This window comes from Streptomyces sp. NPDC090106 (genome assembly GCF_044747265.1).
Taxonomy (GTDB): Bacteria; Actinomycetota; Actinomycetes; order Streptomycetales; family Streptomycetaceae; genus Streptomyces.
Genome location: NZ_JBIVDS010000028.1, coordinates 1 through 18604 on the forward strand (window position 1 = coordinate 1; position 18604 = coordinate 18604).

Below are 18604 nucleotides of genomic sequence, written 5' to 3' on the forward strand. Positions count from 1 at the left end.
GGTCAGCGACTACCTGCTCCAGCAACTCGATCGCCTCCCTCGTACGCCCCGCCTGCCGGTACGAGGCAGCCAGGTTGCCGCGGGCGAGCAACGTGGAAGGGTGCTCCTCACCCAGCAGCCGCTCCCGGTCGGCCAGCACCTGCTCATCGATCGCGATCGCCTCCCCCGTACGCCCCGCCTGCCAATACGAGGAGGCCAGGTTGGCGCGGGCGGTCAGCGTGTCCGGATGCTCCTCACCCAGCAGCCGCTCCCGGTCGGCCAGCACCTGTTCCTCGATCGCGATCGCCTCCCCCGTACGCCCCGCCTGCCAATACGAGGCGGCCAAGCTGGCGCGGGCGGTCAGCGTGTCCGGATGCTCCTCACCCAGCAGCCGCTCCCGGTCGGCCAGCACCTGTTCCTCGATCACGATCGCCTCCCCCGTACGCCCCGCCTGCCAATACGAGGCGGCCAAGCTGGCGCGGGCGGTCAGCGTGTCCGGATGCTCCCCACCCAGCAGCCGCTCGCTGATGGTGCTCAAGCTCTGCCAGTACACAGCCGCAGAGGCAGCCAAGCCAGCATTGAGGAGACTTCTCCCGGCCCGGAACAGCACCGGGTGCCCGTCGGGCTGCCACAACAGATCCAGCGCGTTCGCGGCGAGAGCATCCGTATTGGTACGCAGGGAGGCCGCAAGGTCCGGGTGCGGCTGGTCGATCTCCGGCCACGCCTCCAGCAAGGCGTCAGCAGCCGCAACGGCGACCGGCGGTAGCTGGTCCTCGGCGATGGTCTCGCGCACGGCGCGAGCGGTGAGCGCGTGGATACGGACAGCGCGTGGTTCGGTGCGCTGGTCGCAGCTGAGTAGGGCGTAGCGGTGCAGGAGGCGCAGCGCTGTGTGGGTTTGCTCAGGCGTGATCTCTGAGATGACTTGGAGCGCGTGTGGGGTGCGGTGGGTGGTGAGGAAGTTGAGGAGGGGTGGGGTGGCCCATAGGGCGTGCGGGTGTCCGGTCGGCTCGAGGAGTGAGGCGAGTCGCAGTGAGGGGGTGGCGAGGCCTGTGGGGTCGGCCATCTGGGCTGCGTTGAGGGAGATCAGGAGGGTGGTGGTGATCTGGCGGCCGTAGCCTTCGGTGTCGGCGGTTTCGGGCAGGGCATGGTCAAGCCGGGTCTGTTGGCGGGTGAAGAGGTTCAGGTAAGCGGTGCAGGTGAGTTCTTCGTTGATCATGTAGGCGGCGGCATGGCTCAGGGCGAGGGGGAGATGCCCAAGGGCCTGACCGAGAGCCGCGGCCTGATCGTCGAGGAGATGGGTCATGCTCTCGCTGCTGAGGCGAGCTTGTAGGTAGGCGTTGGCTTCGTCGGATGTGTAGATGTCGATGTCGATGCGGGTGCGGCCGCCGCCGGTCAGGCGGGCGTCTTTGAGGCGGGTGGTGGCCAGGACCCAGCCGGTGCCCGTGCGGCTGGCTGGCCACCAGCCGTTGAGGGCGTCAGGGTCGGTGATGTCGTCCAGGACCACCAGCCAGCGCTGGTCTGTGGTGGCCAGCCACTCCAGCAGGGCGCGGGCGTCGGACTCGGGATCCTGCCCAGTCACCCCTGGCAGTTGGATCCGGGCTGCGGCCTGCGCGTACTGCGTAATGACTTGCTGTGCCTCGCCGGCGGCTGCCCACACGACCAGGTCGACGGCGTTCTTGAGAGCGTCGGTGGCAAAGGCAGCGGCCAGCTGGGTCTTGCCGACACCGCCCCCGCCGGACAGAACTTGGGTCAGCATCACGGTGGTGCTGTTCATCTGGGCCGCGTCCACTTTCTCGCGGAAGGTGCTGCGCGGCTGGAAGGCTGATGCCAAGGCTGGCACCGGCCCCACCTCCACCGGCCAGGTCACCTTCGTAGATGTGCTGGCTGCCTCGTGGATGTGCTGTTCACGGATGTTGGTGACGCTGCTGCCCTCGCCCAGTGCGCTGCCCTCGACGTTCCCCCCGACACCGAGACCGTCGCGGCCCACCACCAGCTTCTGGGATCGGCCGGGCTGCTCGGCGTTCTTGTCTGGGGCAGGGTGCTCCTGTGCTGTACCGGACGGGGCTGCACCAGCGTCGTCCGGGCTGGAGCTGGTGGAGCGTTCAGGCCGGTTCCATGGCCAGCGTGGTGCAGTCATCGACGGCCACCAGACACGACGGCCCCTGCCTCACCCGCCGGATCGTCCCAAGGAAACGGCTCGTCGTGATCGTTGCCGATCTCGCACGTCATCCGGACGCGCCTCACGGCGGCTGCAACCGCTGTATGCCTCGTACAGGCGCCGCCCGCGGGCTGCTTTTTGTCTGTTGTCACCGCGTGCTCCCCCGTTGTACGGCACATGCCCGCGCGGGCCGACGTACCGTCAGCCGACAGCAGGTGCTACAGACCGTAGCGCTCCCAGCCCGGGCGCCACACCCTGATCGCGGCATCCCGACAGACCGGGCACCAGGGCAAACTGGCGCGGCTTTCAGCTCAGTTCGGGTGAATACGGCCCGGGCGGGCCGCTACGGTCACACCAGACCTGACGGAGCGTCGGCCCCTTCCAGTTCCAGCCGACCTCCCACTCCCGAGCCCGGAACGGGCTCAGACGAAGGACGGTGGACGGTGGCACTGACGGGGGCGGCACGCGTGTGGGTGTGGGCGACAGCAGTGGTCACCGGGCTGGCATCGACTGGTCTGATCCTGCTGGCCGTTCTGGGCGACCTTGACACCGCAGGGCAGGCCGCGAGCGTGGCGGGCGCGGTCGTGGGCTTCGCCGCGCTGCTGGTCGCGGTCATCGCCCTGTTCCGCACCAGCGGGGGCGGCGGCGGTGGATCGGAAGGCCGTCGTGTGCGGGCCGGTCGCCGCGCCATCGCGGTCGGCGGGAACATCACCGGCTCCGCGCTCGGGAAGAACTCGAAGGTGACCGGCCCGCCCACCACACCAGGCCCCAGTGTGCCGCCCCGCGGCGGAGATGACGTGCGGGCCCGGGCGGACGGCATCGCGGCCGGCGGTGCCGTCACCGACAGCGCACTGGGCGAGGGCAGCGAACGGTGACCTGGCTGCCCTGGCCCCGCCGCAAGAACAAGCCCCACCCGCACCAGAACAGCCCCACCCCTCACCAGCCCGCAGCCAGGCACACGGTGTCGGCCGGGACGGGCGGCGTCGCCGCCGGCGAGAGCATCAAGGCCTCCGCGCTGGGCGACAACAGCACCGTCAACTACGCCGAGAACCTGTATCTCACACAGGCCGGCACACCGGTGCAGTGGCCTGTGGTGGTGGGCACTGTGCCTGTGCTGGCCTCGGCATTCCAGCCACGGACCGGGCTGCGCCAGGCTGTGGATGAAGCCCGCGGCCACAGCAGCACCGTCGTCCTGGCCAGCGACTCCACCGACATACCCGCAACAGATTCCGGCGCGCGGACGCTGGTGCAGGTCATGACCGGTGGCGGTGGCGTGGGCAAGTCACAGCTGGCCGCCGCCTACGCCCGCGAAGCCGTCCAGGACGGCATCGAGCTGGTGCTGTGGACACCAGCCACCGAGGTCCAGCAGGTCATCACCACATACGCCCAGGCCGCCCACCTGGTCCAGGCCCCTGGCCGCACCGGAGAAGACCTGCAGACCGACGCACACGCATTCCTCCACTGGCTCACGGCCACCGACCGGCAGTGGCTCATCGTCCTGGACGACGTCACCGACCTGAACGCGATCGAGCCCTGGTGGCCGGACAGCCAGCGCAACAGCGGCTGGGTCCTGGCCACCACCCGCCTCAAAGACCCGCGCCTGACCGGCGGCGGCCGCACCCGCATCGACGTCGACGTCTACACCCCAGCTGAAGCCACCAGCTACCTCACCAACCGCCTCACCCACGACCGCAAAACCAACCTCCTCGACGACCAGACCCCCGCCCTTGCCAAGGCACTCGGCTACCTGCCGCTCGCCCTGGGACACGCCGCCGCCTACATGCTCCGCGAGAACACCCCCTGCACCGCCTACCTCACCCAGTTCACCGACCGCGCCGCACGCCTGAACGAACTCCTCCCCCGCTGGGCGGACACCGAACGCTACGGCCGACAGATCACCACCACCCTCCTCCTCGCCCTCGAAGCCATCACCCAGGACCGCCACGGCGCCCTGGCCCACACCACACTCCGCGCCATAGCGTTCCTCGACCCCGCCGGACATCCCGACAGCCTCTGGAACACCGTCTCTCTTATCACCTACCTCGCCAATCGCCAGCACAGTGGCCCCTCCCGCCGCACCCTTCTACGCCGCCGCACACCCCGGTCAGCCCCCGTCTCCGGCACTGAAGCCCAAGCCGCGCTCCGGCTCCTGGACCGCTATGGACTGATCACCTACGACACCGCAATCGACCCCCACCGCGCTGTCCGTATCCATGCCCTCACCGCTCGTGCCGTGCGCGAGACCATCGCCGAGGACCAGCTACCGCCGCTTGCCGTTGCGGCTGCTGACGCCTTGCTGGAGGTGTGGCCGAAGATCGACCAGCCGCACCCGGACCTTGCGGCTTCCCTGCGCGCCAATACGGATGCTCTCGCCGCGAACGCGCTGGATCTGTTGTGGCAGCCCGACGGGCATCCGGTGCTGTTCCGGGCCGGGAGAAGTCTCTTCGATGCCGGTCTGGCTGCTTCTGCGGCTGTGTACTGGCAGAGCTTGAGCACCATCAGCGAGCGGGTGTTGGGTGGGGAGCATCCGGACACGCTGACCGTCCGCGGCAACCTGGCTGCCTCGTACTGGCAGGCGGGGCGTACGGGGGAGGCGATCGAAATACTGGAGCGGGTGCTGGCCGACCGGGAGCGGCTGGTGGGTGGGGAGCATCCGGACACGTTGACCGCCCGTGCCAACCTGGCTGCCTCGTACTGGCAGGCGGGGCGTACGGGGGAGGCGATCGAGTTGCTGGAGCAGGTAGTCGCCGACCGGGAGCGGCTGGGTGAGGAGAATCCGGACACGCTGCTCGCCCGTGCCAACCTGGCTGCCTCGTACCGGCAGGCGGGGCGTACGGGGGAGGCGATCGAAATACTGGAGCGGGTGCTGGCCGACCGGGAGCGGCTGGTGGGTGAGGAGCATCCGGACACGTTGACCGCCCGTGCCAACCTGGCCTCCTCGTACCGGCAGGCGGGGCGTACGGGGGAAGCGATCGTGATCGAGGAGCGGGTGCTGGCCGACCGGGAGCGGCTGCTGGGTGGGGAGCATCCGGACACGTTGACCGCCTGCGGCAACCTGGCTGCCTCGTACCGGCAGGCGGGGCGTACGGGGGAGGCGATCGAGTTGCTGGAGCAGGTAGTCGCCGACCGGGAGCGGCTGGGTGAGGAGCACCCTTCCACGTTGACCGCCCGCGGCAACCTGGCCTCCTCGTACCGGCAGGCGGGGCGTACGGGGGAAGCGATCGTGATCGAGGAGCAGGTGCTGGCCGACAGCGAGCGGCTGCTGGGTGAGGAGCATCCGGACACGCTGACCGCCCGTGCCAACCTGGCCGCCTCGTACTGGCAGGCGGGGCGTACGGGGGAAGCGATCGTGATCGAGGAGCAGGTGCTGGCCGACAGCGAGCGGCTGTTGGGTGGGGAGCATCCGGACACGTTGACCGCCCGTGCCAGCTTGGCCGCCTCGTATTGGCAGGCGGGGCGTACGGGGGAGGCGATCGAGTTGCTGGAGCAGGTAGTCGCCGACCGGGAGCGACTGCTGGGTGAGGAGCACCCCCACACGCTGACCGCCCGCGGCAACCTGGCCTCCTCGTATTGGCAGGCGGGGCGTACGGGGGAAGCGATTGCGATCGAGGAGCAGGTAGTCGCCGACCGGGAGCGGCTGCTGGGTGGGGAGCACCCCCACACGCTGACCGCCCGTGCCAACCTGGCCGCCTCGTACCGGCAGGCGGGGCGTACGGGGGAAGCGATTGCGATCGAGGAGCAGGTGCTGGCCGACAGCGAGCGGCTGCTGGGTGAGGAGCATCCGGACACGCTGACCGCCCGTGCCAACCTGGCCGCCTCGTACTGGCAGGCGGGGCGTACGGGGGAAGCGATCGAGTTGCTGGAGCAGGTGGTGGCCGACCAGGAGCGGGTATCGGGTGGGGAGCACCCGGACACGCTCGCCGCCCGCGCAGCACTCTCAGAGTGGCAGGCACTGGGTGATTGACACTTCCTGGCTGCACCACTTGTCTACAGCTCGATCTGGATGTGCTCCACGTCGGTGAACTCCACGCCCAGGCCGGCCGCGCGGGAGTTGTTGGCGCGGAAGTACATTTCCGCGAGGCCGTCGGCCGCGATCTGCTGGAGCTGTTGCTCGGTGGCGCCGGCGTCGCGGGCGGCGAAGAGACGGTTCGCCCACTGAGGTGGGAGGGCCTGGGTGATGTCGCGGATCCGGGCGTCGTCGGTGGTGCCGGGCGCGGCGGTGAACCCGAACCGTGCCCGGGTGGAGACGACCAGGCCGTCAGTGCTCGCGGCCTTCTTCTTCGCTTTCGCCCGGACCTGAGGCTGCCACCGCTTCGTGACCTGGCGCTCCAGCCGGCCGCGCAGGTCCTGGCGGGGCCGCTTGAGCCGGCCGGCGATGTAGCGTTCCACGGTGCGCTGGGAGATGCCGAGGGCCTGCGCTGCGGCTTTGGTGCCCTTGAGCTGCTTGACCAGGTACTTCATCTGCGCCTGCGCGCTCTGCGGGATGCGGCGGGTGAACGCCCTCTCCAGCGCGGCGTCCAGCCCTTCTCCGATCGAGTCGGCCATGACCTGTTACTTCCCCTCTCCGGCGCTGTGGCCGATCTTGGCGGTGCGGACGGCGAGCGCCCTGAGCTGTTCGAGCCGGGCCGTGAGCAGGTGCTCGGCTACGCGCTCGCGGGCTTTCTCGGCGGCGCTGGTCGCGGCCGAGATGGAGTCGGTGCCGTGCGGGATGTGATTGAACCAGGGGCGGCCCTGCTCGGTCCTGAACGCCCGCTGGGCTTCCGCTTCGGCCTCCCGGGTCTTGCCCAGCATCGTCAGGGCAGTGTCCTGGTGCTCCTGAACGGCCTGCTGGGCGGTCTGGAACGCGGTGAAGCTGTACAGGTCCTGCATGGTCTCCGGGTTGGCCTCCAGGGCGGCGGCATCGGTGATCTGCAGGAACTCCTGCCATGCGGTGGTGACGTTGTCGCTGATGGCCGCCCGGGTCTGGGCGGCGACGGCCGCGACGCTGTCCGGGTCGGTCAGGTCGGCGGACCAGGCCGCTGCGAGCAAGCCGGCCTCGCCGATCAGGGCCTGGGTCTGGCGTCGGTGGTCGCAGCATTCGCACAGCCCGGCTGCCTGGGAACGCCCGCAGTCCTCACATGGCAGGGCCTGGCGTGCGGCGGCGGTGGCTTCCGCCGCCCTACGGTCGGTTTCTGCCCGTTCTTGTGCAGCTGCGCGCGCGGCATCCCGTCGGGCCTGCTGGACGCGTGCCTGTTCCCGCCGCCACACGAAGTCCTCCGCGTCGATGGCGGCCTGGATGCGCAGGCGTTCCTCGAGGATGCGCCGCCGCTCGCCGTCGGCCAGGCCGGGCAGTTCCCGGTCGATGTCCGCGCTGATGCGGGCCCGGCGGGCGCGGCGGGTGTGGATCACGTTCTGGCAGTTCTCGCAGCCGGTGCCGGTGTCCAGGCGGATCCCGTCGTCGCAGCGCCGGTCCGAGCAGGAGGGCCGCTGGACCAGGCCCCGCCGGATCAGCCAGCCGTAGGGGCCGGTGACCATGGCCTCGCCGCCGTTCTCCTCCAGGCGGTCGGTGAGCCGGTCGGCCAGCAGCCGCGGGGCACCGCCCTGGAAGGCCAGCAGCCCTTCCAGGTGCGCCAGTTCCGTCTTTGCGGCCGCTGCGACCTGGTCCTGCTGCCACCCGGACAGCCGCTCCCACAGCCACGAGACCGGCCCCAGTGCCACCCGCAGACGAAGATCATCCGGGAGGTCCACCCTCCGCTGCTGCGCTTTTGCCGTGCCCACGGCCTTCCGGCGACCACCAGCATCAGCCGCGGCAGCACGCTGACCGACCCGCTTGTCGACCGAGGAATCCTTCGGCTTCTCCCCGCGGAGCGGGCCATCCTCAGCCAGCGGAGCCCCGGCAACAGGGTTCTCGCCGTCGGCGGCCTGGTCCGCGCCCGCGCACATGCGTTCCGGCCGACTTCCTCCAGCCCCACGGTCTTCGCCGGAAAAACCACTAGAGCGCTGCGGAGGAACAACGCGAGTGACCAGGTGAGGGTGGTCAGTGTGAAGGGCTGCCGCAACGTCGGGCTCTGCAACTCCCGTCCCATCCGCCCCCGGCACCCCGCCCACCTGGGCTTCCGCCGTCTTCTCCGGCGCCTGACCAGGCATTGCCGCAACGTCGGGATCTGAAAAATCGGGCTCCAGAGCCTCCGCACGGTCCTCCTGGACGTCGTCGGCGACGGTCCGGCCGTGCGCGGCGGCGACCGCCGGCACCATCAGCCGCGACCGGTTCCTCAGACGGGAACCCGTCTTGAGCCGGACCCGCAGCACCAGCCCTTGGCCCTCCAGACGCTCCAGCACCCGCTCCCCCGCCGAGGCCGTGCACCCCAGCAGCCGTGCCACCGTCGCCGCCGCCCGGCCGCGCTTGGTGTCCACCGCCCCGCCGCACTGCCGCACCCGACCGCTCTCCCGGGCCTCCAGCACCAGAAGCAGCAGCGCCAGACGGTCCGTCGCCGCGCCCCGACCGGTACGCGTACCGATCAGCCCGGCCGGAGTGACCCGCCCGTCCCGGTGCGTCCAGCCCGGCGCCATCACAGCCTCCAGCAGCCGCAGCAGCGTCGCGTACTCCTTCTTCGCCAGGTTCAGCGGGTGCCCGACGACGTCCTGCGCCGCCCACAGAGGCAGCACCTTGCACTTCAGGCCGTCGTCCTGGCCGTAGTCGCCCTCCGCCGTCTCCACCGAGACCACGCCCGAGCGACGCAGCGCCGGCACCACGCTGGAGGCCGTGTACGACGCCGACAGCCCCAGCCACCGCCCCAGCTCCGACGTACGGATCTCCACCACACCGGTCTCCGACGGCGTCCGCGACGCCAGCACCAGCACAGCCAGACGCACCGCATCCAGCCCGTCCTCCAGGCCCGGAGCCTCCAACAACGTGGACACCGCGCCGCCTAGCCGGGCCCGAGCATCAGACCCCAGCGCGAGCGGATGCGCTGGACCGCGCGCCGGCACTGGTCCCGCCTGTACGGGCACAGACCGCAGGCGCCGCCGCACAGCACCGTCGGCGGGAGCGGCTGATGCCGCCACCGCACTCATCGCCCGCTCCGAAAGAACCTCAGGATGTGATTCATGAGGCGACCGCGGACCAGGTCGCCTGCGAACAGAGTCTGGCCCCGGGTACGGGAAGGGAAAAGGTCCACACCTGCTACAGGTGTCGAGAACACGTTCGGTGTGACACCGGACGCCCGCCGGATCGCAAAAGCGGCTCCACCAGCAGGGCAAAACGGGTGAATCGGGCTGTGAAATGCCGCAATGCGCGACATCACACAACCGCGAACCCGGATGAAACGGGCGTATCCGGGCTGGCCAAAGCCCGGCGCGTCGTGCAGAATGACGACGTCCTCCTTCCATGGAGGTGGGTACGACAAAGCGCCCCAGTGGTGCTTGGTTTCGTGGTGAAACCTGAGTACGGACCGTCCAACCGGCTCCCAACCGGACGGACAACCCCATCGGGGAGGGCCTCCCAAGACCTCTCTCCGGTAGCAGATGGGCGCTCAGCCGAGGTGACTCCCAATCACCTGAAGCCGAGCGGCCCGGGGCGGCACGAAGACCTGCGAGGCAGGCGCCGCCCCCGACACCTACGTCATCCCGACCCCCTCAACCGAGGGGCGATTCGGGGTGCACGCGGACAGCACGAACGCCCCGTCGACGGACCAGCAACCGGCATGGCTGCTGACCCCACGGCGGGGTGCGGTGTGTCGGGTGACGGGTACGGGTACCCTGATCACGTCGGCACTTCCTTTCTCGCGAAAAGGGTGCTCGGCAGGCTCTCGGACCCCCACTACAAGGTCCGTCGGCCATGTGGCCCCTCCCGGCTTGCTCAAGGCCGGTAGACGGGGCCACTTTTTCTTTTTGATCAACGCTGGGGCCACTGTACCGTTCCCACCCGAATCGGCACTGCCCCGGGGCGAACGTGTCGTTGGACCGTGCAGTCACTGACAGCTCATCACGGCCCCGTGTTTCCCTGCCGAGTTCCGGGGTGGCGCCACGCGCATGCCTCGTCTGGGATGCGCGTGGCTGCAGGTCTAGGGCTTGTGAGCGGTGTGCCGTGTGCCAAAGGTCAGGAGCGGTACGTCGTAGAGGTTCGGGTCTTTGGGGCGGGTCATCACCGGGGCTGTGACCTCGACTACGAGCATTTCGACGAGGAACTGCACCTGGGCGCTGAGGAGATGACTCGTGTGGGCAGTGGCTGACCGAGCCTTCTCTCCCAGTGAGGTGTGCATGTGCGGCAGGACCGTGTCGGTCTCAGCGTCGTACGCGAGGGTTCCGCACCCCATTGCCTCTACGCCGGTCAGATGGACCTTGCTCCAGACCGGGGCTTCGGGGTTCTCGAGCTTCTCGCAGGCGCCGACGATCTCTGCCTCGGCGAAGCCGGCGATGAACATGGGGATGTACCCGTGCCGCACGCCGTTCTGGCGGCAGAAGTCGGCGAGGGTGGGAAAGAAGTCGTCGCCGTGATCGAAGGTGACACCGAAAGTCCGGCCGGTGGTGAGTTCTTGGCTGCGCAAGGTGGCATCCCGGGGCTAGGAGAGGGCGGTGAAGGCCTGGGTGGTCTGGTCCTTGTCAGCACCGGACATCAAGAGCAGCTGCAGCAGGATGCGCGCCTTGACCGGGTCCAGCGTGCTGCCGGGTACCAGACCGCGGGCGCGTAGATCCGACTCGGATCCGGGGAACCCGTAGGTGTGGTGGAGGACAGGGCCGGACCCGGTACGGCTGGTCAGGATGACCGGCATGCGCTTGGCGAGGTCGGCGAGAGCGTTGACGCAGGCCATCGGGACGTGGCCAGCACCGAATGCGGCGACGACAAGGCCGTCGACGTGGTCGCCGAGAGCCTGGAGGAGTGTCCCGTCGTCTCCGATTCCCACTGTGTAGATGGTGGTGCGAACGGTCGGAACAGTAGCTGTGCCAGCAGCGATTGTCGGGGCCGAGCTGGGGCGGGCCAGGATCCGCACGCGGTCTTCTGCGACGTAGCCGATCGGCCCGGGGTACGAGGTGAAGGCGGTGGGACTGACCGAGTGGGTCTTGCGGACCCAACGGGCAGCGTGGATCTCCTCACCGAACACCACCACACAGCCGACGCCCTGCACTTCGGTGCTTGCCGCGGTGCGGATCGCGGCAAGCACGTTCGCGGGGCCATCCGCGCCCGCCATGCTCGCGTTTCGCATGGCGCCGGTGACCACGATGGGCATGTCGCCCGTGGTGATCAGATCCAGCAGGTAGGCAGTTTCCTCGATGGTGTCTGTCCCCTGGGTGACGACCACGCCGTCGACCGCGAGCGCCTCGATCATCGCGCCGAGTTCGAACAGGTCCGAGAAGGACAGCGAAGCGCCGGGCAGACGACGGAAGTCACGCACGTCCACCTTGATGCCGGTTTCGGCAAGACCGGGTACCGCTGCGACCAGGTCGTCGGCCGACAGGGTTGGCGTAGCGCCAGCGTCGGTCTGCGCGGTCATCGCGATGGTTCCGCCAAGCGAGATCACCGCGACACGTCGAACCTTGTTGACCATGGCCTCTCTTCCTCTAGCGAAGAACGGTTGGTGGGCTGGATCAGTGGTTGGCCGGAAGCGAGGCCACGTACGCGCACGCAGCATCGATGCCAGCTGCGGAGACCAGACGGCTGCGGGACTGCACCAGACCGGACGATCCGTACCGGGAGAGCTGGCCGCACCGCTGGATTAACCACGACCACGGCAGATCGAGGTACTGCGCCAGCGCGCGCAGCCGTCCAGCAGGCGTCGGTGCCGCGGTGAGCGAGTCAGCGTCGACGTCGCGTGCCGCGATCGTGAACTCGCGCACCACCGAGGCCCGCGCAGTCACGTCGACATGCCACATGCCGTCGCCCCTCACCCAGTTGGCGATCACCGCTTCCTTGTCAGGCGCGACCACGAAGCCCTCAACGGTCTCGTACGCGGCATCGGACGTGAACTGCGCGTGGATCCCGAGCGACTCCATCAGCGCCACAGCCAGGAACAGCAGGATCCGCTCGTACCTCGGAGAAGAGCGGACGACCTCCTCAGGGATGCAGAACGCGCGCGTGCTGGTGCTGCCGAGAGCCTTCGTGGTCTCCCGCAGATACGGGTACTTGTGATCGAAGATCAGCCACGCGCTGGCCTCCTCACCGCGCTGCTCCCGCGTCCAGAACGCAGGCACCTCCGCCAGCTCCGGCAGCGCTTTGAGGATGTGGCGGGCACAGAAGTCCGAGCCCAGCCACATGTGGGCCACCCCGTTCAGACCGGGAGCCGCCTCCCGGCTGACCGCGGAAGAGGACAGCCGCTCATAGGCCTTCAGATCGCTGCGCGTCTCAGAAAGAGCCTGGTCATCGGCCTGGAGTGCATCGTCATAGTTGCTGACAGCCCACAGAATGCCGTAGGTGAGATCGTCCAGCTCATACGCGGCGGGCGCAGTGACCTCGTACACGCCGCCGTTCCGCGAGAGCTTGCCGCGGGCCGCGCGCCCGTCGATGGCGTAGAACCGCGATACGCCCTCAGCGCTGACTGCTCCGATCACAAGACTGCGGTGCGGCCGTGCCAGAAACTCCTCCGCGCGCCGCTGATCGGGGATGGACACGACCACCCGGCTTCCCTCGATACGTGCGGGGTGGACCTGCATCGTGAGCTGAGAGCCGAGCATGGACCGGCCTCCCGGCAGGAGAGCCTGCCAGTCGACCCCGAAATCGGGCACCGGCCGGGACAGCCGAAGTCCCGGCCACCTCTCCGAAGCAGTTCTCGCGAACCCGAAGGGATCCTCTGTCGGACTGACCAGTGCGGCTGCCGGCGCTGGGAGGCCAGCCATCGCTGCTGCGCTGATCCCCACACCGGCGCGCAACAGCGCGCGTCGATCGAGTGCCACGAGCACCACCGTTCCATCGTCGAGACGTCGAGGGACGAAGATCCCCTCACTGTCCGACGCTGCCGCCTGGGACAGGGCTGTGGCCAGGCTTGATGATGTATCGGATACATGCGACGCCTGATCAGATACATGCCCGGAGCCGATGACACCCTCACTGATCTCCGGCCACATCTCGATCAGCAACCCGCCGGCGGCGAGCGCCCGGTCGATGAGTTCGACCTCATCCCGATTCGGCGGTCGGCTGCCGTTCTCCCATCGCTGCACCTTGGAGTGGGAGACGTACGTCTTGGCGGCGAGGTCCCGCATGGATAAACCACGGGCCTCGCGCAGCTCCCGGATCATGTACCCGAGACGGTGCCGGGGAGACTGATCCGGCGTCAGTACATTCGGTCGTTGCCCCATTCAGGGCCCCCTCCACGTATCCAAGTTCCTGTATCCGCCGGACGGATACAGGCCACCCGTAGAAGCCGTCAGGGATCACGCCTAAACCTGGAGTCACGGCTCCACCAGCAGCCGGAAACCCCAACTGCCTTTCCAGGAGGGCGAGATGACTCCGCTCCGCCATGCCCACAGCACGACCAGCAGTGTGGCCGACGCACACGGGCGGCACATCGACTTCACACTCGCCGGGGCCCATTCGACACACGGATGCCCCTGCGCAAGGCCGCCAGGCCTCCAGCCGCGCGGCAGACCCGGCGCCGCCGTGATTCGCATCGTCGCAATCCTGACCGCCGGCGTTGTCGCAGTCGTCCTGCTCATCGTGATCCGCGAAATCATCACCACTGTGGCCAGCACTGGCGCCGCTGGCCTGATCCTGCGAGCTCTGCTGACGCCATCTGGTCGGCGGGATCGGTGAGGGCAATGCCCGGCAGACGGCATCAGCCGCGTTCGCAACGGGGTTACCCGCCTGCCGGGCTAACGGACTCATGCGTCGAACTCGTGCTCGGTGACAGTCAGTGCATACCGCATGCGGTACCTGTGTGCCGCCTTCGTCAGCAGGGATACCTCGATCGTCCTCTCGCTGTCCGAGCGCACGACCCTGAAGGTGAGCATCACCGGCATGTCCTTGGGCAGCTCAAGGGCAACCACTTCCTCCTCCGTGGGGATCTCCGAGGAGACCTCATCCACGAAGGATCTCGGTGGATATCCCAGTCCCTTCAGAAGAGTTGGCGTTCCCCCGCGGATCTTTCGGCGCTCCATCATCGCCGTGCCTTCCGCGATCTCGAGCGGGTAGTAGGACCGCGTGAGCTCGGTGGGCTCATCGTCCAGAAACAGGACCTGCTTGCGAAGGAGGGCTCGTCCCCCGTCCTCGAGCCCGAGGGCCAAGGCGACCTCGTGGGGCGGCTGGACTACCGCTACGTCCAAGAGCTGTACCGAGCCGCGTTGAGCGCGCTTCTCGGCCTCAGAGATCCAGCGGTACGGCTCCCCAGACGCTGCTGGCGGCATGTACACCGCAGGCGAGATGGACTGTTGAGTGCCGCCTTTGACGAAAACTCCCTTGCCCGCATGGCCGATCAGCAGATCTTCGTCTTTCAGCATGAGAAGAGCCTTCTGCACCGTGGTCCCCGCCACGCCGTACTGCTCCATCAGCACTGGTGTCGACGGCAGCTGAGTCCCGGGGGCGAGGTCCCCCCTGGTGATCTGTCGGCGCAGAGTGGCAGCGATCTTCTGGTGGGCCGACCGCTTGTCCTCGAACGATCTAGCCATTGCTCAGACAGCCTTCTGTCGGTACTGGAGATGGCGAGTCATGGTCATGACGCTCACCTCCATCGGTTCTCCTGCAGTGGAGACGGTGAATCGAGTCAGGACCAACACAGGCGCTCCCAGAGGCAGTCCCAGCGCTTCGCACTCGTCTGGGGTGGCTGCCGCTGCGGCGACGTCTTCGAGCGGACTGTCGCCGGAGGTGTAGCCGAGCGAAGCCAGCAGCGTGACAGCGCCGCCTGGGATCTTCCTACGCTCTGCAAGGGGGGTGCCCTTCGCGATGTGGGCTGGATAGTAGGAATCGGCCAGTTCAACAGGTTCGTCATCGAGCAGGACCAGCCGCCGGCGGACTATAGCCCTCTCGGAAGGATCAAGCTCCAGGAAAGCTCGGACTGGGGCTGGAGGGTCCACCTCTTCAACCGTGAGCAGGCGCTGGCTCCCGCGTCGGCCGTGTGCTGCGGCTTCAGCGCTCCAAGCGTCGCGTTCCCCCGCTTTGCGGGGCGTGAGATACGGCTGGGCTTCACCCATCCACGCGTCGTTGCTGCTCATCTCTTGTCCCCTCGGTCTGTCGTGACCTGCCGCAACCCTAATGCCTTGCCGCTGAAGCCAGCATGGTGCGCCTTAAGCCTTGTCACCTTAAGGCGCATGGCCTTAAGGTTGCAGGTGTACCGCCCCGGAAGGGACGAGACGCCGGAAGGCGCCTATTTGGCCTGCCCGAATGCACCTGCTCGACGCGTCCCGCCTCCGAGGCGGACCCCAATGAAGGGAGCACCACCCACATGAACGTCACTCGCCCTCTCGCAACCGAAAGCTTCGATGCGGAGACGCTCGCGCTGCTGGACGCTATTGAGGTCGACCTGTCGGCATTCGGCTCGGTCGACCTGGACATCGCGTTCGGAACGCCGCTGGAGTTGCACGAGTTCGTGACCTCGGGCGAGCTGGCCCGCTGGGACGCCGCCTCCAGCCTCAAGAAGGGCCGGAAGGCCGCGCTGGCCGAGGTTGCTCACGACTTCGCGGCGCGCAGGGCGGCAGCGGAGGACATCCTCGCGACGGACCCCTCGATCACCAGGCTGGTCCGCGACCGCCTGGTCGACGCGCTCATCCCCCACGTCGCGCAGCTGCGGATTGCTCCGCCGACTGCCGCCTCCCTCCCGATCGCGGCCTGACTTCCTCGCACTTCCCGCCGGGTCTTCGGACCCGGCTCCCTCATCCGGAACCGCCCCTGCGGGCGGCGCCGGATGAGGGAGCCGGAACATCGGCCCTCTACTAGCAAAACAGCAGGTGTCGCCTCTTCGGGGGCGGCGGCAGTGGGTGAGCCGAGCTCCCCGGCAGGCCTGTACTGAATAGCTCCACCTGATCCATCTCGAACGGCGCTGCTGCGCTGTCTGTCCGCCAGGACCCACCTGCCGAAAGCCCGGCCTGGCGCGGCAGAGAAGGCAGCACCCGCACCCGATCTACGTCAGGAGGATTCGATGCCCCGCAAGCGTCCCGGCCGCGTCCGGACCAGGAACACGAACCGCCGTGAGGCGCTCAAGCTCAGCAGCATGGCCCCGGAGGACTACAACGTCAGGCCGGGTGAGGCGAAGTCGATCGCCTGCCCCGACTGCCGTACCTGGCGCCGGATCATGGGTGACAAGGTCCTCAAGATCCGTGAGCACTGCATCTCCGACAAGGTCGCGGAGGGCGAGAAGCACGTTGCCTGCCCCGGCAGCGACCAGCTCGTGGTCATCGACATCGACGTTCAGCGCTGGCAGGCCCGGCAGAACCGGCTGCTGTGCGACGCGATGCCGCAGGAGAACCGCCGCGCCGCCCAGCAGTTCTACAAGCCGCTCCCGGCCCCGGCCGCCCCGGTCTCCCGGATCAAGGCGGAGGTCACGCTGGAAACGGCGCGACAGTCGTACCTCGCCCACCGCAAGGGCTGCACGCTGTGCGTCGGCGGTCGGCACTGCACGGACGGCGGCATCCTGGCCCGCCGCTTCGTCCTCGCGCTCAACCAGGAGCCCGCCCGCCGCGAGGCCCGCGCGGAGCAGGACCGCCAGGAACGGCGCACCGAGCGGAAGCAGTTGGCGCCGGCGGTCCGTAAGGCGCAGTGGGCCCGGCACGGCGGCACGGCGGTCGAAGCAGCGAACAACCGCTGTGCTCAGCGCGTGCCGGGGACGGTCTCCGAGGTTCGCGGCACGCAGGTCCCGCTGGCATCGCAGGACGTAGAGACTCACGACCGGCGCCAGGCCGAACTGGGCAAGCAGTATGCCGCCCGGAGGTCCACGACCAGGGTCGTCTGACCGGCACACCGCGACGAACGACCACGGCCCCGGCCATCCCGAGCGATCGGGGCGGCCGGGGCCGTGGCTGCTCGTACAAGCAGTCAGCTCCCCAAGGGGAGTGATCGCGACAGCCCTTGGGATTGCGGCCCAGGAGCTGTCCAGGACCTGACTGGAGGACCTGATGCAGCACAGCATGACACGCACCACGGCGCAGCCGCGGGCCGGGATCATCGACGACATCGAGCGCGAGGACGACTCCAAGGGCTACGAGCCCGAGGACGACGCCCGCGTCGACGTCGCCCTGCTCCCCGTTCTCAACTCCGTCTCGCCGCTGGCTGGTTGGGCGGTGGCGGCATGACCGACGCCGAACGCGCGGCACTGTCGCAGAAGAACCGTGAGCAGAACCGGCGCTCGGAGAACGAGCGCGCCGGGGACACCCGGTGAGCGCCCGTCCGGCCGACGACCTGTTCGTCCGCTACATGAAGGCGTTCGAGGACTCCACCGAGCACACCGGCAACTGCCTGGCCTGCCAGGGCGAGACGCCGTGCGCGGAAGGAGCGCCGATCCACGAGCGGTTCGTCCGGCTCCAGGACGCCTACCACGCACGTCAGAAGCAGCAGCGCTGACCCCGGCCCTGCCCGTCGTCCCCGCGCCGTTGTGGCCGGGGCCGGCGGAGAGCGCCGGGAGCTCCCGCCCGCTCCGACCGTCCGGCCGCCGCACACACAACAGCCCCGGGGTGGCCGCCCCGGGGCTGTCTCCTGCACTGGACCTTCTGGGAGGCCCTGATGAAGAACGAGTCCATCGTACGCGCCAGCTACGCCCCCTCCGCCGACCTGCCGGTCAACACCAACTGGCGTGACCGCGCCGCGTGCAAGGAGGAAGACCCCGACCTGTTCTTCCCCATCGGCAACAGCGGCCCGGCGCTCCTGCAGATCCAGGAGGCCAAGGCTGTGTGCCGCAGGTGCCCGGTCCTGGAGCGGTGCGCCTCCTGGGCACTGGAGAGCGGCGAGGTCCACGGCGTGTGGGGCGGGATGAGCGAGAACGAGCGGCGGCGCACCCGGCGCCGTGCCGCCCGCGAGCGCGCCAAGGCTGCCTGATCCGTTCTGGCGGCTGCCTGATCCGCCCGCACCGACCGCTGCACCACGGTGGCCGGGACGGGCGGTGACGGGGAGCCGGACAGCCCGGACCCCAGTCGAGGGAGGCCCCATGGCCACGACGATGACCCCGCTCCGCCCCGGCACGGAAGCCGAAGCCCAGGCCGCCGCTTTCGCGATCTTCGGCAGCGACATCCCGCCGATCGGTCCGGAGGACTACAGCGGCAGCTGGCGCACCACCCTCCACGTCATCGCGGAGGAATGGGTGGGCGAGGGCCGCTTCGAGCAGCACGCCGCCCGCACCGCGACCGCGCTCAACGAGCTCTTCGCCACGCAGCGGCGGTACGGCGCCGGCTCGCCCCAGGCGCTCGCCGACGGCAGCGCGCTCCAGCCGCTGATCGACCGGTGCCGGCACTTCGGCATCACCACCGCCGACCTGATCCGGCACGGCGCACGGTTCCCCGAGGGCTGATTTCGTTCCCGCCCGGCGGGAGGCGCACCCAGTTTCGGGCCCGCCCCGCACTGCTTCCCCTCACCGGCCG

The 18604-nt window shown here is 68.9% G+C and carries 17 protein-coding genes; 9 read left to right on the forward strand and 8 right to left on the reverse strand.

The annotated features are described in order from the left end of the window. Positions 1–1966 (reverse strand): tetratricopeptide repeat protein (locus ACIPSE_RS45245; RefSeq protein ID WP_401675654.1); only part of this gene is annotated, 1966 nt, incomplete at its 3' end. 614 nt (positions 1967–2580) lie between these two features. On the opposite strand from ACIPSE_RS45245, the gene ACIPSE_RS45250 reads away from it, so the two are divergent. Beyond that, the gene (locus ACIPSE_RS45250; RefSeq protein ID WP_401675656.1) at positions 2581–3012 is read left to right on the forward strand and encodes a hypothetical protein; all 432 of its coding nucleotides are present in this window, start codon (positions 2581–2583) and stop codon (positions 3010–3012) included. Next, positions 3009–6101, forward strand: coding sequence for a tetratricopeptide repeat protein (locus tag ACIPSE_RS45255; protein ID WP_401675658.1), 3093 nt, complete (start codon positions 3009–3011; stop codon positions 6099–6101). The genes ACIPSE_RS45250 and ACIPSE_RS45255 overlap by 4 nt, the downstream gene beginning before the upstream one ends. A 23-nt stretch (positions 6102–6124) precedes the next feature. Here ACIPSE_RS45255 and tpg read toward each other — a convergent pair whose 3' ends face one another. The 5 genes from tpg to ACIPSE_RS45280 form a co-directional block, all read right to left on the reverse strand. Next, the gene (gene tpg, locus ACIPSE_RS45260) at positions 6125–6682 is read right to left on the reverse strand and encodes a telomere-protecting terminal protein Tpg (RefSeq protein ID WP_401675660.1); all 558 of its coding nucleotides are present in this window, start codon (positions 6680–6682) and stop codon (positions 6125–6127) included. 6 nt (positions 6683–6688) lie between these two features. Beyond that, complete coding sequence (locus ACIPSE_RS45265; RefSeq protein WP_401675662.1) at positions 6689–9037, reverse strand: hypothetical protein; 2349 nt, start codon at positions 9035–9037, stop codon at positions 6689–6691. Between the two features lie 1142 nt (positions 9038–10179). After that, a complete protein-coding gene (locus ACIPSE_RS45270) occupies positions 10180–10662 on the reverse strand; it encodes a PPC domain-containing DNA-binding protein (RefSeq protein WP_401675664.1) in 483 nt (160 codons plus the stop codon). A gap of 15 nt (positions 10663–10677) precedes the next feature. Further along, positions 10678–11661 (reverse strand): asparaginase, encoded by a 984-nt coding sequence (locus ACIPSE_RS45275; protein WP_401675666.1) that lies wholly within the window; start codon positions 11659–11661, stop codon positions 10678–10680. Between the two features lie 40 nt (positions 11662–11701). After that, positions 11702–13345 (reverse strand): helix-turn-helix domain-containing protein, encoded by a 1644-nt coding sequence (locus ACIPSE_RS45280; RefSeq protein WP_401675668.1) that lies wholly within the window; start codon positions 13343–13345, stop codon positions 11702–11704. Positions 13346–13706: 361 nt separating this feature from the next. Between ACIPSE_RS45280 and ACIPSE_RS45285 the strand changes: the two genes are divergently transcribed. Beyond that, on the forward strand, positions 13707–13859 hold the full coding sequence (locus tag ACIPSE_RS45285; protein ID WP_401675670.1) for a hypothetical protein: 153 nt from the start codon (positions 13707–13709) through the stop codon (positions 13857–13859). 68 nt (positions 13860–13927) lie between these two features. Here the strand turns inward: ACIPSE_RS45285 and ACIPSE_RS45290 are convergent, their stop codons facing one another. Beyond that, positions 13928–14710: a GntR family transcriptional regulator gene (locus tag ACIPSE_RS45290; RefSeq protein WP_401675672.1), complete on the reverse strand. Its 783-nt coding sequence runs from the start codon at positions 14708–14710 to the stop codon at positions 13928–13930. A gap of 3 nt (positions 14711–14713) precedes the next feature. Next, a complete protein-coding gene (locus ACIPSE_RS45295; RefSeq protein WP_401675674.1) occupies positions 14714–15253 on the reverse strand; it encodes a GntR family transcriptional regulator in 540 nt (179 codons plus the stop codon). A gap of 230 nt (positions 15254–15483) precedes the next feature. Between ACIPSE_RS45295 and ACIPSE_RS45300 the strand changes: the two genes are divergently transcribed. The 6 genes from ACIPSE_RS45300 (at position 15484) to ACIPSE_RS45325 (ending at position 18534) form a co-directional block, all read left to right on the forward strand. Continuing rightward, positions 15484–15870, forward strand: coding sequence for a hypothetical protein (locus tag ACIPSE_RS45300; protein ID WP_401675676.1), 387 nt, complete (start codon positions 15484–15486; stop codon positions 15868–15870). Positions 15871–16176: 306 nt separating this feature from the next. Beyond that, positions 16177–16986 carry a hypothetical protein gene (locus ACIPSE_RS45305; protein WP_401675678.1) on the forward strand — a complete coding sequence of 270 codons (810 nt, stop codon included), beginning with the start codon at positions 16177–16179 and terminating at the stop codon, positions 16984–16986. 175 nt (positions 16987–17161) lie between these two features. Further along, complete coding sequence (locus ACIPSE_RS45310; RefSeq protein WP_401675680.1) at positions 17162–17326, forward strand: hypothetical protein; 165 nt, start codon at positions 17162–17164, stop codon at positions 17324–17326. Between the two features lie 82 nt (positions 17327–17408). Beyond that, the gene (locus ACIPSE_RS45315; protein WP_401675681.1) at positions 17409–17594 is read left to right on the forward strand and encodes a hypothetical protein; all 186 of its coding nucleotides are present in this window, start codon (positions 17409–17411) and stop codon (positions 17592–17594) included. Positions 17595–17753: 159 nt separating this feature from the next. Continuing rightward, complete coding sequence (locus tag ACIPSE_RS45320) at positions 17754–18065, forward strand: WhiB family transcriptional regulator (protein WP_401675683.1); 312 nt, start codon at positions 17754–17756, stop codon at positions 18063–18065. Positions 18066–18174: 109 nt separating this feature from the next. After that, the gene (locus ACIPSE_RS45325; RefSeq protein ID WP_401675685.1) at positions 18175–18534 is read left to right on the forward strand and encodes a hypothetical protein; all 360 of its coding nucleotides are present in this window, start codon (positions 18175–18177) and stop codon (positions 18532–18534) included. The last annotated feature ends 70 nt before the right edge of the window (positions 18535–18604 follow it).

Coding starts and splice junctions, on each gene's coding strand:
- tpg (WP_401675660.1), bottom strand. CDS start 6,682: ATGGCCGACTCGATCGGAGAAGGGCTGGACGCCGCGCTGGAGAGGGCG.
- ACIPSE_RS45275 (WP_401675666.1), bottom strand. CDS start 11,661: ATGGTCAACAAGGTTCGACGTGTCGCGGTGATCTCGCTTGGCGGAACC.
- ACIPSE_RS45280 (WP_401675668.1), bottom strand. CDS start 13,345: ATGATCCGGGAGCTGCGCGAGGCCCGTGGTTTATCCATGCGGGACCTC.
- ACIPSE_RS45290 (WP_401675672.1), bottom strand. CDS start 14,710: ATGGCTAGATCGTTCGAGGACAAGCGGTCGGCCCACCAGAAGATCGCT.
- ACIPSE_RS45295 (WP_401675674.1), bottom strand. CDS start 15,253: ATGAGCAGCAACGACGCGTGGATGGGTGAAGCCCAGCCGTATCTCACG.
- ACIPSE_RS45300 (WP_401675676.1), top strand. CDS start 15,484: ATGAACGTCACTCGCCCTCTCGCAACCGAAAGCTTCGATGCGGAGACG.
- ACIPSE_RS45305 (WP_401675678.1), top strand. CDS start 16,177: ATGCCCCGCAAGCGTCCCGGCCGCGTCCGGACCAGGAACACGAACCGC.
- ACIPSE_RS45310 (WP_401675680.1), top strand. CDS start 17,162: ATGACACGCACCACGGCGCAGCCGCGGGCCGGGATCATCGACGACATC.
- ACIPSE_RS45320 (WP_401675683.1), top strand. CDS start 17,754: ATGAAGAACGAGTCCATCGTACGCGCCAGCTACGCCCCCTCCGCCGAC.
- ACIPSE_RS45325 (WP_401675685.1), top strand. CDS start 18,175: ATGGCCACGACGATGACCCCGCTCCGCCCCGGCACGGAAGCCGAAGCC.